This is a genomic window from Bacillus sp. FSL K6-0268, assembly GCF_038005425.1.
GTDB lineage: Bacteria > Bacillota > Bacilli > Bacillales > Bacillaceae_G > Bacillus_A > Bacillus_A thuringiensis_S.
Genome location: NZ_JBBOTF010000001.1, coordinates 3,156,220 through 3,172,500, shown reverse-complemented (window position 1 = coordinate 3,172,500; position 16,281 = coordinate 3,156,220). Strand labels below are relative to the sequence as shown.

Genomic DNA, 16,281 nt, shown 5'->3' with positions numbered 1-16,281 from the left:
CTGTCCTTAGTACGAGAGGACCGGGATGGACGCACCGCTGGTGTACCAGTTGTTCTGCCAAGGGCATAGCTGGGTAGCTATGTGCGGAAGGGATAAGTGCTGAAAGCATCTAAGCATGAAGCCCCCCTCAAGATGAGATTTCCCATAGCGTAAGCTAGTAAGATCCCTGAAAGATGATCAGGTTGATAGGTTCGAGGTGGAAGCATGGTGACATGTGGAGCTGACGAATACTAATAGATCGAGGACTTAACCATATAATATGTAGCAAATGTTATCTAGTTTTGAAGGAATATGCCTTCATAGTTTGGTGATGATGGCAGAGAGGTCACACCCGTTCCCATACCGAACACGGAAGTTAAGCTCTCTAGCGCCGATGGTAGTTGGGACCTTGTCCCTGTGAGAGTAGGACGTCGCCAAGCAAAAACCTAAGTCGTTTCGACTTAGGTTTTTTTGTGTTTATTTTTATTTACCGAATGTTATAATCCATAAATTTAATAACGCTAAAGACGAAAAAAGAATGAAATAGAGACTTTTAAAATAGGACACATTATTTCTATCATAAGTATATATTTTAAATAATGAGATGCTATAAATAAGTATTCAATAATTACAACAATTACTGCGATAGAAAAAATAAATAGGATAATAGCGTAGTTCTTTCTTTCATGTTTATCCTCCTTAGAAATTAAATCGTTATAATAAAAGTTCTATTGATGTGTAGAATACAAGAGTGTACATATTTTGATTTAAAACATACTGAAGTACTATATAAACGATTATAAGTAAATAGATCTCTAGAAATATATATTCTAATTCCCTTTTCTTCTTGCATATAGTTGCAATTCTTCTTTTGAATATAACTAAAACACGAACGTTATTGACTACTAATAAAAAAACATTCGATTATTTATTGACATCGTTTATGAAATATTGTTAATATAGCCATAGAAACAATAATATAAGACCTCATATAATCGCGGGGATATGGCCTGCAAGTCTCTACCTAACGACCGTTATTCGTTAGACTATGAGGGAAAGTCACTCGGTATTTTTCTATTCACAAGGGATACGTATGCCTGAGTAGAGCGCTTTCTCTCATAGTAAAAGAGAAACTGTTCTATTTCAGGCTTTTTTTATTTGAATCGGGGGGGATTCTAATATGAAATCACTAGTTGGAGTCATAATGGGAAGTACGTCAGACTGGGAAACAATGAAATATGCTTGTGACATTTTAGATGAATTAAATATACCGTATGAGAAAAAGGTTGTATCCGCTCATCGGACTCCGGATTATATGTTTGAATATGCAGAGACGGCTCGTGAACGTGGATTGAAGGTTATTATTGCTGGAGCTGGTGGAGCAGCACATTTACCAGGAATGGTTGCAGCGAAGACAAATCTTCCTGTAATTGGAGTTCCAGTTCAATCAAAAGCATTAAACGGCTTAGATTCATTATTATCCATCGTCCAAATGCCAGGGGGGGTTCCAGTTGCAACTGTTGCAATTGGTAAAGCCGGTTCAACGAATGCTGGATTACTTGCTGCACAAATACTTGGATCATTCCATGATGATATACATGATGCATTAGAATTGAGACGAGAAACGATTGAAAAAGATGTGCGCGAAGGTAGTGAGCTAGTATGACGAGAATCATTTTACCTGGAAAAACAATCGGCATTATTGGAGGCGGCCAGCTAGGAAGAATGATGGCATTGGCAGCCAAGGAGATGGGATATAAAATTGCTGTTTTAGATCCTACAAAGCATTCACCATGTGCACAAGTTGCTGATATTGAAATCGTTGCACCGTATGACGATTTAAAGGCAATTCAGCATTTAGCAGAGATAAGTGATGTTGTCACATATGAATTTGAGAATATTGATTATAGATGTTTACAATGGCTTGAAAAACATGCTTACTTGCCACAAGGTAGTCAGTTGTTAAATAAAACGCAAAATCGTTTTACAGAAAAGAATGGAATTGAGAAGGCTGGGTTACCAGTAGCAACGTATAGATTAGTTCAAAATCAAGATCAGCTTACAGAAGCAATTGCTGAGTTATCATTCCCTTCCGTCTTAAAAACGACGACAGGTGGATATGATGGGAAAGGGCAAGTTGTTTTAAGAAGTGAGGCTGATGTTGAGACAGCAAGAAATCTTGTGGATAAAGCAGAGTGTATTTTAGAGAAATGGGTGCCTTTTGAAAAAGAAGTATCTGTTATTGTGATTCGTAGTGTAAGTGGTGAAACGAAAGTGTTTCCAGTAGCGGAAAATATTCATGTAAATAACATTTTGCATGAATCTATCGTTCCAGCTCGTATTACAGAAGAGCTTTCTCAAAAAGCAATTGCTTATGCAAAGGTACTTGCGGATGAATTAAAACTTGTGGGAACACTAGCTGTAGAGATGTTTGCTACAGCTAATGGTGAGATTTACATTAATGAATTAGCACCAAGACCTCACAATTCAGGACACTACACACAGGATGCATGTGAAACGAGCCAATTTGGTCAACATATTCGAGCAATCTGTAATTTACCTCTAGGAGAAACAAATTTGTTAAAACCAGTTGTCATGGTAAACATTTTAGGCGAACATATAGAAGGGGTCCTAAGACAAGTGAATAGACTAACCGGGTGCTATTTACACTTGTATGGAAAAGAAGAAGCAAAAGCACAGCGAAAAATGGGGCATGTTAATATTTTAAATGATAATATTGAAGTTGCTCTAGAAAAAGCGAAGAGTTTGCATATTTGGGACCATCAAGAACAACTGTTGGAGGGAAAAAGATGATTAGTCGTTATACACGCCCTGAAATGGGTGCGATTTGGACGGAAGAGAACAAATTTAAAGCGTGGTTAGAAGTTGAGATTTTAGCTTGTGAAGCATGGGCTGAGCTTGGCGACATTCCAAAAGAAGATGTTAAAAAAATTCGTGAACATGCATCATTTGATATTGATCGTATTTATGAAATTGAAAAAGAAACACGTCATGACGTAGTTGCATTCACTCGTGCTGTATCAGAAACGCCGACATTAGGCGAAGAACGTAAATGGGTTCATTACGGTTTAACATCTACAGACGTAGTAGATACAGCATTATCTTACATCTTAAAACAAGCGAATGAAATCATATTAAAAGACTTAGAGAACTTTGTAAGCATTTTAGCTAACAAAGCGAAAGAGCATAAATACACAATCATGATGGGAAGAACACACGGTGTTCATGCAGAACCAACAACATTTGGTTTAAAACTTGGTCTTTGGTATGAAGAAATGAAACGTAACGTAGAGCGTTTCAAGCAAGCAGCTGATACAGTTCGCGTTGGTAAATTATCTGGTGCGGTTGGTACATATGCAAATATCGATCCATTCGTAGAAAAGTATGTTTGTGAAAACTTAGGATTAGAAGCAGCACCAATTTCAACACAAACATTGCAACGTGATCGCCATGCTCATTACATGTCAACACTTGCACTAATCGCAACATCTATCGAAAAGATGGCAGTTGAGATTCGTGGTTTACAAAAGAGTGAAACACGTGAAGTTGAAGAAGCTTTCGCAAAAGGTCAAAAAGGTTCTTCTGCAATGCCGCATAAGCGTAATCCAATTGGATCTGAAAATATGACTGGTTTAGCTCGTGTTATCCGCGGTTATATGATGACAGCTTATGAGAATGTTCCATTATGGCATGAGCGTGATATTTCTCACTCTTCAGCAGAACGCGTAATTTTACCAGATGCTACAATCGCGTTAAATTACATGTTAAATCGCTTTGGTAATATCGTTAAAAACTTAACTGTATACCCAGAGAATATGAAACGCAATATGACAAGAACATACGGCTTAATTTATTCTCAGCGCGTAATGCTTACACTAATCGACAAAGGTATGGTACGTGAAGAAGCTTATGATATCGTACAGCCTAAAGCGATGGAAGCTTGGGAAACACAAGTACAATTTAAAGAGCTTGTAGAAGCTGATGAGCGTATTACAAGCAAGTTAACACAAGAAGAAATTAATGAATGCTTCAACTATGAGCATCACATGCAACACGTTGATACAATCTTTGAACGCCTTGGATTAAACGAAGCGTAAAATTTCATATGGCACAGAATAGAGTCATTCTGTGCCATTATTTATAAAAACATTATTCACATTTTTCAAACTACAGGGGGCTTGCGAAATGCAAAAGCTAGAATTGCTGTATGAAGGTAAGGCAAAAAGAATTTATCGTACAGAATCAGCAGATATGGTTTGGGTAGAGTACAAAGATAGTGCGACTGCTTTCAATGGGGAGAAAAAAGAGACGATTACAGGAAAAGGTCGTTTGAACAATGAAATTACAACTTTATTGTTCAGAAAGTTACAAGAAGTGGGAATTAAAACACATTTTGTTGAGAAGTTATCTGAAACAGAACAACTTGTTAAAAAAGTGAGTATTATTCCTTTAGAAGTTGTCACAAGAAATGTAATTGCAGGAAGTCTTTCAAAACGATTAGGAATGGAAGAGGGAACTGTACTTGCAGAACCAATCGTAGAATTTTACTTCAAAGATGATGATTTAGGAGATCCGCTTGTAACGGAAGATCATATTCGTGTATTAAACGTTGCATCGCCAGAGCAAGTAAGTGTATTACGAGATATGGCTCTACAAATCAATCAAGTGTTGATTGATCATTTCGCAAGCTGTCGTGTAAGATTAGTAGATTTCAAATTAGAGTTTGGTGTAACGGAAGAAGGAGAAATCATTTTAGCGGATGAAATTTCACCAGATACTTGCCGTTTATGGGATGAAACGAGCAATGAAAAGTTTGATAAAGACGTATTCCGTCGTGATCTTGGAAATTTAACAGAAGCTTATGAAGAGATTTTAAAACGTTTAGGGGGAATTTCACATGTATAAAGTTAAGGTATATGTAACATTAAGAGAAAGCGTATTAGATCCACAAGGAACAGCAGTAAAAGGAGCACTTCATAGTCTTTCATTTACAGAAGTACAAGACGTTCGAATCGGAAAGTACATGGAACTAACAATTGATAAATCTGTATCTGATTTAGATAGCAAGGTAAAAGAAATGTGTGAAAAACTATTAGCGAACGTTGTAATGGAAGACTTCCGTTATGAAGTTGAGGAGGTTGTCGCACAGTGAAATTTGCCGTAATAGTATTTCCGGGTTCGAACTGTGATGTCGATATGTTCCATGCAATTAAAGATGAGCTTGGCGAAGAAGTAGATTACGTTTGGCACGATACAGAGAATTTAGATGAATATGATGCAATTCTACTACCAGGTGGATTTTCTTATGGTGACTACTTACGCTGCGGTGCTATTTCTCGCTTTGCTAATGCAATGAAAGCAGTGCAAAAAGCTGCTGAGCAAGGAAAGCCGATTTTAGGTGTATGTAATGGATTCCAGATTCTTGTTGAATCAGGATTACTACCAGGAGCGTTAATGAGAAACGAAAACTTAAAATTTATGTGTCGCACTGTTCAGTTGCGTGTTGAAAATAATGAAACGATGTTTACATCACAATATGAAAAAAATGAAATAATCAATATTCCAATCGCTCATGGTGAGGGGAATTACTATTGTGACGAAGAGACTCTTAAACAATTAGAAGAGAATAATCAAATCGCATTCCGTTACGTAGAAAATCCTAACGGTAGCGTTTCAGATATTGCTGGTATTGTAAACGAAAAAGGAAATGTACTTGGTATGATGCCACATCCAGAGCGTGCTGTAGATGAATTACTTGGCGGTGCTGAAGGGTTAAAAGTCTTTCAATCTATCTTAAAACAGTGGAGGGAAACATATGTCGTTAATGCTTGAACCAAATCCAACACAAATTAAAGAAGAGCGTATATATGCGGAAATGGGGCTAACAGACGAAGAGTTTGCCATGGTTGAAAGGATTTTAGGTCGTCTGCCAAATTATACAGAAACAGGATTATTCTCTGTAATGTGGTCTGAACATTGTAGTTATAAAAATTCAAAACCAGTTCTTCGTAAGTTTCCAACGACAGGTGAGCGTGTTCTGCAAGGACCTGGAGAAGGTGCTGGAATTGTAGATATAGGTGATAATCAAGCAGTTGTATTTAAAATGGAAAGTCATAACCATCCTTCAGCTATTGAACCATATCAAGGAGCTGCAACAGGTGTTGGTGGTATTATTCGTGACGTATTCTCTATGGGAGCACGTCCGGTAGCTCTATTAAACTCACTTCGTTTCGGTGAATTACAGTCACCACGTGTGAAATATTTATTCGAAGAAGTAGTAGCAGGAATTGCAGGATACGGTAACTGCATCGGTATTCCGACTGTTGGCGGCGAAGTACAATTTGATCCATGTTACGAAGGAAATCCACTTGTAAATGCAATGTGCGTAGGTTTGATTAACCACGAAGACATTAAAAAAGGGCAAGCGCACGGTGCTGGTAACACAGTAATGTACGTAGGAGCATCAACTGGTCGTGACGGTATTCACGGTGCAACATTCGCGTCGGAAGAACTATCTGAAAGTTCAGAAGCGAAACGTCCAGCGGTTCAAGTAGGGGATCCATTTATGGAGAAACTTCTTATTGAAGCGTGTTTAGAATTAATTCAATCTGATGCACTTGTTGGAATTCAAGATATGGGTGCGGCTGGTTTAACATCATCTTCTGCAGAAATGGCAAGTAAAGCAGGAATGGGTATTGAAATGTACTTAGATGATGTACCACAGCGTGAAACAGGAATGACACCATATGAAATGATGCTATCTGAATCACAAGAGCGTATGTTAATTGTTGTGAAAAAAGGTAGAGAACAAGAAATAGTAGATTTATTTGAGAAGTATGGTCTTGCAGCAGTTACGATGGGGAAAGTAACAGAAGATAAAATGCTTCGTTTATTCCATAAAGGTGAAAAGGTAGCTGAAGTTCCAGCAGATGCTTTAGCAGAAGAAGCACCAATTTATCATAAGCCATCAAAAGAAGCAGCATACTTTGCTGAATTCCAAGCAATGAAAATGGAAACGCCAAAAGTAGAAAATTATAAAGAAGCGTTATTCGCTCTATTACAGCAACCAACAATTGCAAGTAAAGAGTGGGTATACGATCAATACGATTACCAAGTTCGCACAAGTACAGTTGTGACACCAGGTTCAGATGCTGCAGTTGTACGTGTACGCGGTACAGAAAAAGGATTAGCAATGACGACAGATTGTAACTCTCGCTACATTTATCTAGATCCAGAAATGGGCGGTAAAATTGCAGTAGCAGAGGCAGCGCGAAATATCGTATGTTCTGGCGGGGAGCCACTTGCAATTACAGATTGCTTAAACTTCGGTAACCCAGAAAAACCAGAGATTTTCTGGCAGATTGAGAAATCAGTAGACGGTATGAGTGAAGCTTGTCGCACATTACAAACACCAGTTATCGGCGGAAACGTATCGATGTATAACGAGCGTAGTGGCGAAGCTGTATATCCAACACCAACTGTTGGGATGGTCGGACTTGTACATGACTTAAAACATGTAACAACACAAGAGTTTAAGCAAGCTGGCGATTTAGTTTATGTAATCGGTGAGACGAAAGCTGAGTTTGGCGGAAGTGAATTACAGAAAATGATTCACGGTAAAATCTTCGGGCAATCACCAAGTATCGATTTAGATGTAGAATTAAAACGCCAAAAACAAGTATTAGAAGCAATTCAAGCTGGTCTTGTTCAATCTGCACATGATGTTGCTGAGGGTGGTTTAGCAGTTGCGATTTCAGAAAGTGCAATTGGTGCTAAAGGCTTAGGTGCTACTGTGAAATTAGATGGAGAAGCAACAGCAGCATTATTCGCTGAATCACAGTCTCGCTTCGTGATTACTGTAAAACGTGAAAATAAAGAGGCGTTTGAGAAAGCGGTAGAAGCAATCCAAGTTGGAGAAGTAACAAGTACAAATGAAGTAACAATTCATAATGAAGAAAATGAAGTATTACTTACAGCAAATGTAGATGAAATGAGAAAGGCTTGGAAAGGGGCAATCCCATGCTTGCTGAAATAAAGGGGTTAAACGAAGAATGTGGCGTTTTCGGAATTTGGGGGCATGAAAATGCAGCACAAGTTTCATACTACGGATTGCACAGTTTACAGCACCGTGGACAAGAAGGCGCAGGCATTGTCGTAAATAATGGTGAGAAAATTGTCGGTCACAAGGGGTTAGGTTTAATATCAGAAGTGTTTTCAAGAGGCGAGCTAGAAGGATTAAATGGAAAATCAGCAATCGGACATGTACGATATGCAACAGCTGGTGGAAGTGAAGTTGCTAACGTTCAACCATTGTTGTTCCGTTTTTCTGATCATAGTATGGCGCTAGCTCATAACGGGAATTTAATTAATGCAAAAATGCTTCGCCGTGAATTAGAGGCAGAGGGAAGTATTTTTCAAACAAGTTCAGACACAGAAGTACTTTTACATCTTATTAAACGTAGTACGAAAGACTCTTTAATTGAAAGTGTAAAAGAGGCTCTGAATAAAGTGAAAGGTGCGTTTGCGTATCTTTTACTAACTGGAAATGAAATGATCGTTGCGTTAGATCCAAATGGATTCCGTCCGCTTTCAATTGGAAAGATGGGGGATGCTTACGTTGTAGCATCTGAAACATGTGCTTTTGATGTAGTAGGTGCAACATACATTCGCGATGTAGAACCTGGTGAATTACTTATCATTAATGATGAAGGAATTCACGTAGATCGTTTTACAAACGATGTAGAACATGCGATTTGTAGTATGGAATACATTTACTTTGCACGACCAGATTCTAATATTGCTGGTGTTAACGTTCATGCAGCGCGTAAAAATATGGGAAAACGTTTAGCAGCGGAAGCTCCTATTGAAGCGGATGTTGTTACTGGTGTACCAGACTCTAGTATTTCAGCAGCGATTGGCTATGCGGAGGCAACAGGCATTCCGTATGAATTAGGATTAATTAAAAATCGTTACGTTGGACGTACTTTTATTCAGCCTTCTCAAGAACTGCGTGAGCAAGGGGTTAAGATGAAGCTTTCAGCAGTAAGAGGTGTAGTGGAAGGGAAACGAGTTGTTATGATTGACGATTCTATCGTAAGAGGAACGACAAGTAAACGAATTGTTCGTATGCTTCGTGAAGCTGGAGCGACAGAAGTTCACGTAAGAATCGCTTCACCACCTCTTAAGTATCCATGTTTTTATGGCATTGATATTCAAACGAGAAAAGAATTAATTGCAGCAAATAATACAGTAGAAGAAATCCGTGAAATGATCGGAGCAGATTCTTTAACATTTTTAAGCGAAGATGGATTAGTAGATGCAATTGGGCGTCCATATGAAGGGAAATATGGCGGTCTATGTATGGCTTATTTTAATGGGGACTATCCAACAGCTCTTTATGATTATGAGCAAGAGCTTTTAGAAAGTATGAAATAAGAAAAGTGAAAAAAGCTTCTACTTCTTTTGATGTAGAAGCTAGCTCCTTTCTTAAAATAGCCCGCCCTGGATGGGGAGAAATTAAAAGACGAGGTGTAAATAACGATGGCGAATGCATATAAGCAAGCAGGAGTAGATATTGAAGCTGGATATGAAGCGGTATCTCGCATGAAAAAACACGTACAAACAACTATGAGAAAAGAAGTACTAGGCGGTTTAGGCGGTTTTGGAGGTATGTTTGATCTATCAAAATTTGCATTAGAAGAACCTGTATTAGTATCTGGAACAGATGGCGTGGGAACGAAATTGATGCTCGCTTTTATGGCAGATAAACATGACACAATTGGTATTGATGCAGTAGCAATGTGTGTAAATGATATTGTTGTCCAAGGAGCAGAGCCGCTTTTCTTCCTTGATTATATTGCTTGTGGTAAAGCTGAACCTAGTAAAATTGAAAACATCGTCAAAGGTATATCAGAGGGCTGTCGCCAAGCTGGTTGTGCATTAATCGGTGGAGAAACAGCTGAAATGCCAGGAATGTATTCTACGGAAGAATATGATTTAGCTGGTTTTACAGTTGGAATTGTTGATAAAAAGAAAATTGTAACAGGTGAAAAAATTGAAGCTGGTCAAGTATTAATTGGCTTAGCATCTAGCGGTATTCATAGTAATGGTTATTCTTTAGTACGAAAAGTATTACTAGAAGATGGAGAACTATCTTTAGATCGCATTTACGGACGCTTAGAACTACCTCTTGGTGAAGAATTATTAAAACCAACGAAAATTTATGTCAAACCTATTTTAGAACTATTGAAGAAATATGAAGTATACGGTATGGCGCATATTACAGGTGGCGGATTCATTGAAAATATTCCACGTATGTTACCAGAAGGAATCGGTGCAGAAATTGAATTAGGATCTTGGAAAATTCAACCGATCTTCAGTTTACTTCAAGAAGTGGGAAAACTAGAAGAGAAAGAAATGTTCAATATTTTTAACATGGGTATTGGTATGGTAGTAGCAGTGAAGGAAGAAGAGGCAAAAGATATTGTTCGTCTTCTTGAAGAGCAAGGAGAAACAGCTCGTATTATTGGACGTACTGTACAAGGGACTGGCGTTACCTTCAATGGGGGCACAGCACTATGAGTAGATTAGCAGTTTTTGCTTCTGGAAGCGGCTCTAACTTTCAATCTCTCATCAATGCGGTGGAAGAAAATAGATTAGACGCAGATATTAGTTTATTAGTATGTGATAAACCAGAAGCACGTGCTGTTGGACGGGCACATTATCATCATATTCCATGTTTCGCTTTTTCAGCGAAAGCATATGAGTCAAAAGAAGCATTTGAAAAAGAAATATTAAAGAAGCTAGAAGAGTATGAAATTGATTATGTTATTTTAGCTGGATATATGCGTTTAATTGGACCGACTCTACTAGAAGCTTACGGCGGGAGGATTATTAATATTCATCCATCGCTATTACCGAGTTTTCCAGGGAAAGATGCTGTTGGTCAAGCGTTAGAAGCAGGTGTGAAAGTAACTGGAGTAACGATTCATTATGTAGATGCAGGTATGGATACAGGGCCAATTATTGCGCAAGAAGCAGTGGTTGTTTCTGAAGGGGATACGAGGGAAAGCTTACAAAAGAAAATTCAACAAGTTGAACATAAATTATACGTAAATACAGTGAATCAAATTGTTCAATCTGTGAAAGAACCAACTGTTAACTAACATACAACCAGGGGTGAAGGATAAATGAAAAAGCGTGCATTAGTAAGTGTTTCAGATAAAACAGGAGTAGTAGAATTTGTTAAAGGTTTACTAGAACAAGGGATCGAAGTTATCTCAACAGGTGGTACGAAAAAATTACTAGAAGAAAATGGCTTACAAGTAATCGGTATTTCTGAAGTAACTGGGTTCCCAGAAATTATGGATGGCCGCGTAAAAACATTACATCCAAACATTCATGGTGGTCTATTAGCAGTTCGCGATAATGAAACGCATGTAGCGCAAATGAATGAATTAGGTATGCAGCCAATTGATTTTGTTGTTGTGAACTTATACCCATTCAAAGAAACAATCGCTAAGCCTGATGTAACATTTGCTGATGCAATTGAAAATATTGATATCGGTGGTCCAACAATGATTCGCTCTGCTGCGAAAAATCATAAATTTGTATCGGTAATTGTAGATCCAGTAGATTACGATGTTGTATTAGCAGAACTGAATGAGAACGGTGAAGTAAAAGAAGAAACAAAACGTAAATTAGCAGCGAAAGTATTCCGTCATACAGCGGCATATGATGCGTTAATCTCTAACTACTTAACAGAGCAAATGGGTGAAGAAAGCCCAGAAACATTAACAGTGACATTTGAGAAAAAACAAGATTTACGCTATGGAGAAAATCCACATCAAAAAGCAACCTTCTATAAAGCACCATTCGCTGTAACTTCTTCTGTTGCATACGCAGAACAATTACACGGTAAAGAATTATCTTACAACAATATTAACGATGCAGATGCAGCACTTAGTATTGTAAAAGAATTTACAGAGCCAGCAGTAGTAGCAGTAAAACATATGAATCCATGTGGTGTTGGAGTGGGTACTGATATTCATGAAGCATACACACGCGCTTATGAAGCAGACCCAGTATCAATCTTTGGTGGAATTATTGCAGCAAATCGTGAAATTGATAAAGCTACAGCAGAAAAGTTACACGAAATTTTCTTAGAAATCATTATTGCACCTTCTTTCTCAAAAGAAGCTTTAGAAGTATTGCAAAGTAAGAAAAACTTACGTCTACTAACTGTAAATATTGAAAAAGCGACAAGTGCAAGCAAAAAACTAACTTCTGTACAAGGTGGTCTTCTCGTTCAAGAGGAAGATACGTTATCATTAGATGAAAGTACAATTTCAATTCCGACAAAACGTGAACCATCAGAGCAAGAGTGGAAAGATTTAAAACTAGCTTGGAAAGTTGTAAAACATGTGAAATCAAACGCAATTGTTTTAGCGAATGATAACATGACAGTTGGTGTAGGCGCGGGACAGATGAACCGTGTAGGTTCTGCAAAAATCGCAATTACACAAGCTGGTGAAAAAGCACAAGGTAGCGCACTTGCATCTGATGCTTTCTTCCCAATGCCAGATACAGTAGAAGAAGCAGCAAGAGCAGGGATTACAGCAATCATTCAACCAGGCGGATCAATCCGTGACGAAGATTCTATTAAAGTGGCGGATAAGTATGGGATTACGATGGTGTTCACTGGCGTACGTCATTTCAAACACTAGTAGAGGATGTTTAAAAGGTCCGGTCAAGATAACTGTCGCATGTCGTCGTTGCATTGCCAGTGCGGTACTCATGTAGGAAAGCTACATTCCGTGTCCTCCAGTCAAATGCGCCTCGACCTGCTCGGTTCTCTTGATCCTCCTTTTTAAACTTCTATTGATATGGATGTTTAAAAGGTCCGGTCGAGATAACCTTCGCAAGTCGTCGTTGCAATGCCAGTGCGGTACTCATGTAGGAAAGCTACACTCCGTGTCCTCCTGGCAAATGCGCCTAGACCAGCTCGGTTCTCTTGATCCTCCTTTTAAACTTTTATTGATATGAGAAAGCAAACTAGGAGCATAGCTTCTAGTTTGTACTTATTTAATTATTGGGGGATGAAATATGAATGTTTTAGTAATTGGCCGCGGTGGGCGTGAGCATGCTTTAGCTTGGAAGTTTGCACAATCTGAAAAAGTAGAAAAGGTGTATGTAGCACCAGGTAATGAAGGTATGCGCGATGTTGCAACACCAGTTGATATTGATGAAAATGATTTTGATGCATTAGTTTTATTTGCTAAAGAGAATAAGGTTGAATTAACTTTCGTTGGACCAGAAATTTCACTTATGAATGGAATTGTTGATCGCTTTAAAGAAGAGGGACTTCGTGTGTTTGGCCCAAATAAAGCGGCTGCTGTTATTGAAGGTAGTAAGGCTTTCACAAAAGAATTGATGAAAAAATATGATATTCCAACTGCGGCATATGAAACTTTTACAGACTATGAAGAAGCAGTACAGTATATTCAAAAAGTTGGTGCGCCAATCGTTATTAAAGCTGACGGCCTAGCTGCTGGTAAAGGTGTAACGGTAGCAATGACGCTTGAAGAGGCATTACAAGCTGTGAAAGAGATGCTACAATATGTGAAGTTTGGCGAAGCGAGCAAGAAGGTCGTTATTGAAGAGTTTTTAGATGGACAAGAATTTTCATTAATGGCATTTGTAAATGGAACAACTGTGCATCCGATGGGAATTGCGCAAGATCATAAACGAGCTTTTGATGGTGATAAAGGTCCAAATACAGGCGGAATGGGTGCGTATTCTCCAGTACCACAAATTCCAGAATCAGCAGTTCAAGAGGCAATAAAAATGGTATTACATCCAACTGCCAAGGCAATGATTGCAGAAAACCGTTCGTTTACAGGAATTTTATATGCGGGACTTATTTTAACAAATGATGGCCCGAAGGTAATTGAATTTAATGCACGCTTTGGTGATCCTGAAACGGAAGTAGTATTACCTCGCTTAGAAAATGATTTAGTTGATGTATGTAACGCGGTATTAGATGAAAGTGAATTAACGTTACAGTGGTCAGAGGAAGCGGTAATTGGTGTTGTACTTGCTTCGAAAGGATATCCGGAAGCATATAAAAAAGGTGACATTATTAAAGGATTAGATGCACTGGAAGATGTAATTGTTTTCCATTCAGGTACAGCCATGAAGCATGGTGACTTTGTAACAAATGGCGGCCGTGTACTATTTGTTGCTTGTAAGGCGGACAGTTTACAAGCAGCGAAAGATAAGGTGTATAAAGAAATCGGCAAAATTGAGAGTGATGGTCTATTTTACCGAAGTGATATAGGATATCGTGCAATTGGGCATGAGATGACGAGAAGCTAATATGTAAAAATCCCGCTGATTTCTCAGCGGGATTTTTTATGCATCTTTATCTTTTTTCAATTTTCCTTTTTGCTTTGCCATTTCTCGAAGTAAATACTCGATGTGTGCATTGACGCTACGAAACTCATCATTCGCCCATTTTTCGATGACTGCGTGTAATTCAGGATCAATACGTAATGGAAAGCTTTTCTTTTTAGCCATAATGATTTACAACCCTTTAGTATAGGCTTCCTGTATTAATAACCGGTTGCGCACCTTTATCTGAAACGATGGCAACTAATAAGTTGTTTACCATATTTGCTTTACGCTCGTCATCGAGTTCCAGTACGCCTTCTTCATCTAACATATGGATTGAATCTTTGGCCATCTTCACAGCACCTTCAACAATTTCTTTTCTAGCAGCTAATACTGCTTTTGCTTGTTGACGTTGTAGCATTGCATGGGCAATTTCTGTTGCGTAAGCTAAATGCGTTAAACGAGTTTCCAATACTTCTACACCAGCAATTTCAAGACGTGCCTCTAACTCACGTTTTAATTCTTCAGAGATTTCTTCAGTATTTCCGCGTAACGTAATGCAAGTTTCATCTTGGAAATTGTCATATGGATATTTTGTTGCGACGTGGCGGATTGCCGTTTCGCTTTGAATTTCTACAAATCGATCGTAATGTTCAACACCGAACATTGCTTTTGCAGAATCAACTACTTTATATACGATAACAGCTGCAATTTCAATCGGATTTCCCTCAACATCGTTTACTTTTAATTTCTTACTATTAAAGTTTTCAACACGTAAAGATACAGTTTGACGGAATGCGAACGGAATCGTTAAAAATAAACCGTTTTGACGAATTGTTCCTAAATAATTACCAAAGAACGTAATAACTTTCGCTTGATTTGGTTGAACAATCCCGATACCCGTAGCGAGAATTGCGGCTAATACAATAGTTAGTGCTGCTCCTATAAAAATTTCTTGTGCAAGGAAAAATACACCGATAGCCGCTAAAATCAAAATTCCAATAATACCGAGAAAACCATTTACATAAAATACTTGTTTTTCTTTCATATGATCGCCTCCTGATATAAAAATGATATCACTTTTATATCATTTTAAGCAAGAGGTATGCACCTAATTTTCTGAATTTTATTGATTGATATCTTTTATATACATTTTAAGCTTAAAAAGGGAATATACGTTCTGTTTTTATGGTAAAATAAAGAAGACTTAACCGCTCACTGCAGCAGCTAAGTCCCTTTGAGAGCATCTTGCATCGTGACAAATGATTCAAAGCGGTTTTGCCAGGATTATTTCTTCAATCGCTGACTCAATCTCTTTGTCAGAAGCGTCATAACTTCCTTTTGACTTTGGCTTGTCATGAGAGGAAGTTTGATTCACTTCTTCTTTAGCATGTCCTTTTTCAGTAAAATTCATGCTAGGCATTTTAAATGCACCCATATTCATGTATTTTCCAAACTTCCACGCTTCAACAATAGGGCAGAAGCGAACAATTCCCTCTGCAACTTTCATTGCACCAATCCATAGAAAAATGTTAGACCAAGTGCACCATGGCTTGCGTACAAGTTTAGTTGCACTACATCCGAAGAGGACAAGCCCAAGTGTAATTCGAATTAGAGCGTTTATTGTCCCGATGTTTTGCTTCATTAGAAAAACACTCCTTTTTATGAAAATTGAAATAGTGAATACTACTTCTCTTATTAGTATCCCGTGTGATTTTGGGGATATGTAATCCAACATTTGACGTTGAAAAAGATGTTGGAATGGGCGTGTGTGTCAGTAGCTTTTTTTGTTATAATGAAAGAATGCATAAAAAGAAGATGAAATTAAATCATTCTTTTTGAAAAATATTTAAAAAACAAGATGAAAACTAACTGTTATTTTAAACAGAA

The 16,281-nt window shown here is 38.1% G+C and carries 15 protein-coding genes, 2 rRNA genes, 1 pseudogene and 1 riboswitch (1 of these 19 only partly in view); of the genes and pseudogenes, 14 read left to right on the top strand and 4 right to left on the bottom strand.

The window, feature by feature from the left end:
- Positions 1–254, top strand: a 23S ribosomal RNA gene (locus MHI28_RS16240); it begins 2,668 nt to the left of the window's first position.
- 49 nt (positions 255–303) lie between these two features.
- A 5S ribosomal RNA gene (rrf, locus tag MHI28_RS16235) occupies positions 304–419 on the top strand.
- A gap of 43 nt (positions 420–462) precedes the next feature.
- On the opposite strand, the pseudogene MHI28_RS16230 reads toward rrf, so the two are convergent.
- Positions 463–667 (bottom strand): annotated as a pseudogene (locus MHI28_RS16230) (hypothetical protein).
- Between the two features lie 279 nt (positions 668–946).
- Positions 947–1,048: riboswitch (purine riboswitch) on the top strand.
- A 111-nt stretch (positions 1,049–1,159) separates the two neighbouring features.
- On the opposite strand from MHI28_RS16230, the gene purE reads away from it, so the two are divergent.
- From purE to purD, 12 genes are all read left to right on the top strand, one after another.
- Positions 1,160–1,645, top strand: coding sequence for a 5-(carboxyamino)imidazole ribonucleotide mutase (gene purE / locus MHI28_RS16225; protein ID WP_075312044.1), 486 nt, complete (start codon positions 1,160–1,162; stop codon positions 1,643–1,645).
- Positions 1,642–2,793, top strand: a complete 1,152-nt coding sequence (gene purK, locus MHI28_RS16220) for a 5-(carboxyamino)imidazole ribonucleotide synthase (protein WP_000196768.1) — start codon at positions 1,642–1,644, stop codon at positions 2,791–2,793. Before purE ends, purK begins: the two co-directional genes overlap by 4 nt.
- On the top strand, positions 2,790–4,097 hold the full coding sequence (gene purB, locus MHI28_RS16215) for an adenylosuccinate lyase (protein WP_000625687.1): 1,308 nt from the start codon (positions 2,790–2,792) through the stop codon (positions 4,095–4,097). The genes purK and purB overlap by 4 nt, the downstream gene beginning before the upstream one ends.
- A gap of 88 nt (positions 4,098–4,185) precedes the next feature.
- Positions 4,186–4,905 carry a phosphoribosylaminoimidazolesuccinocarboxamide synthase gene (gene purC / locus MHI28_RS16210; protein WP_001170545.1) on the top strand — a complete coding sequence of 240 codons (720 nt, stop codon included), beginning with the start codon at positions 4,186–4,188 and terminating at the stop codon, positions 4,903–4,905.
- Positions 4,898–5,152, top strand: a complete 255-nt coding sequence (gene purS / locus MHI28_RS16205) for a phosphoribosylformylglycinamidine synthase subunit PurS (protein WP_000278823.1) — start codon at positions 4,898–4,900, stop codon at positions 5,150–5,152. Before purC ends, purS begins: the two co-directional genes overlap by 8 nt.
- A complete protein-coding gene (gene purQ, locus MHI28_RS16200) occupies positions 5,149–5,832 on the top strand; it encodes a phosphoribosylformylglycinamidine synthase subunit PurQ (RefSeq protein ID WP_000666782.1) in 684 nt (227 codons plus the stop codon). The genes purS and purQ overlap by 4 nt, the downstream gene beginning before the upstream one ends.
- Entirely contained in the window at positions 5,816–8,035 is a 2,220-nt protein-coding gene (purL, locus tag MHI28_RS16195) for a phosphoribosylformylglycinamidine synthase II (RefSeq protein ID WP_000055594.1), read from the top strand. The genes purQ and purL overlap by 17 nt, the downstream gene beginning before the upstream one ends.
- Positions 8,020–9,435 (top strand): amidophosphoribosyltransferase, encoded by a 1,416-nt coding sequence (gene purF / locus MHI28_RS16190; RefSeq protein WP_000879026.1) that lies wholly within the window; start codon positions 8,020–8,022, stop codon positions 9,433–9,435. The genes purL and purF overlap by 16 nt, the downstream gene beginning before the upstream one ends.
- Before the next feature lie 105 nt (positions 9,436–9,540).
- Positions 9,541–10,581, top strand: coding sequence for a phosphoribosylformylglycinamidine cyclo-ligase (purM, locus tag MHI28_RS16185; protein ID WP_001262447.1), 1,041 nt, complete (start codon positions 9,541–9,543; stop codon positions 10,579–10,581).
- On the top strand, positions 10,578–11,165 hold the full coding sequence (purN, locus tag MHI28_RS16180; protein ID WP_000088568.1) for a phosphoribosylglycinamide formyltransferase: 588 nt from the start codon (positions 10,578–10,580) through the stop codon (positions 11,163–11,165). The genes purM and purN overlap by 4 nt, the downstream gene beginning before the upstream one ends.
- 24 nt (positions 11,166–11,189) lie before the next feature.
- Entirely contained in the window at positions 11,190–12,725 is a 1,536-nt protein-coding gene (purH, locus tag MHI28_RS16175) for a bifunctional phosphoribosylaminoimidazolecarboxamide formyltransferase/IMP cyclohydrolase (protein WP_000745432.1), read from the top strand.
- A gap of 379 nt (positions 12,726–13,104) precedes the next feature.
- A complete protein-coding gene (gene purD, locus MHI28_RS16170; protein ID WP_340828079.1) occupies positions 13,105–14,376 on the top strand; it encodes a phosphoribosylamine--glycine ligase in 1,272 nt (423 codons plus the stop codon).
- 36 nt (positions 14,377–14,412) lie between these two features.
- Here the strand turns inward: purD and MHI28_RS16165 are convergent, their stop codons facing one another.
- The 3 genes from MHI28_RS16165 to MHI28_RS16155 all read right to left on the bottom strand — a co-directional run bounded on the left by MHI28_RS16165 (position 14,413) and on the right by MHI28_RS16155 (position 16,036).
- Positions 14,413–14,577, bottom strand: a complete 165-nt coding sequence (locus tag MHI28_RS16165) for a toxin-antitoxin system HicB family antitoxin (protein WP_001085171.1) — start codon at positions 14,575–14,577, stop codon at positions 14,413–14,415.
- A gap of 16 nt (positions 14,578–14,593) precedes the next feature.
- Positions 14,594–15,439, bottom strand: coding sequence for an SPFH domain-containing protein (locus MHI28_RS16160; protein WP_000660674.1), 846 nt, complete (start codon positions 15,437–15,439; stop codon positions 14,594–14,596).
- 219 nt (positions 15,440–15,658) lie between these two features.
- The gene (locus tag MHI28_RS16155) at positions 15,659–16,036 is read right to left on the bottom strand and encodes a YgaP family membrane protein (protein ID WP_000812342.1); all 378 of its coding nucleotides are present in this window, start codon (positions 16,034–16,036) and stop codon (positions 15,659–15,661) included.
- Positions 16,037–16,281: the final 245 nt, after the last annotated feature.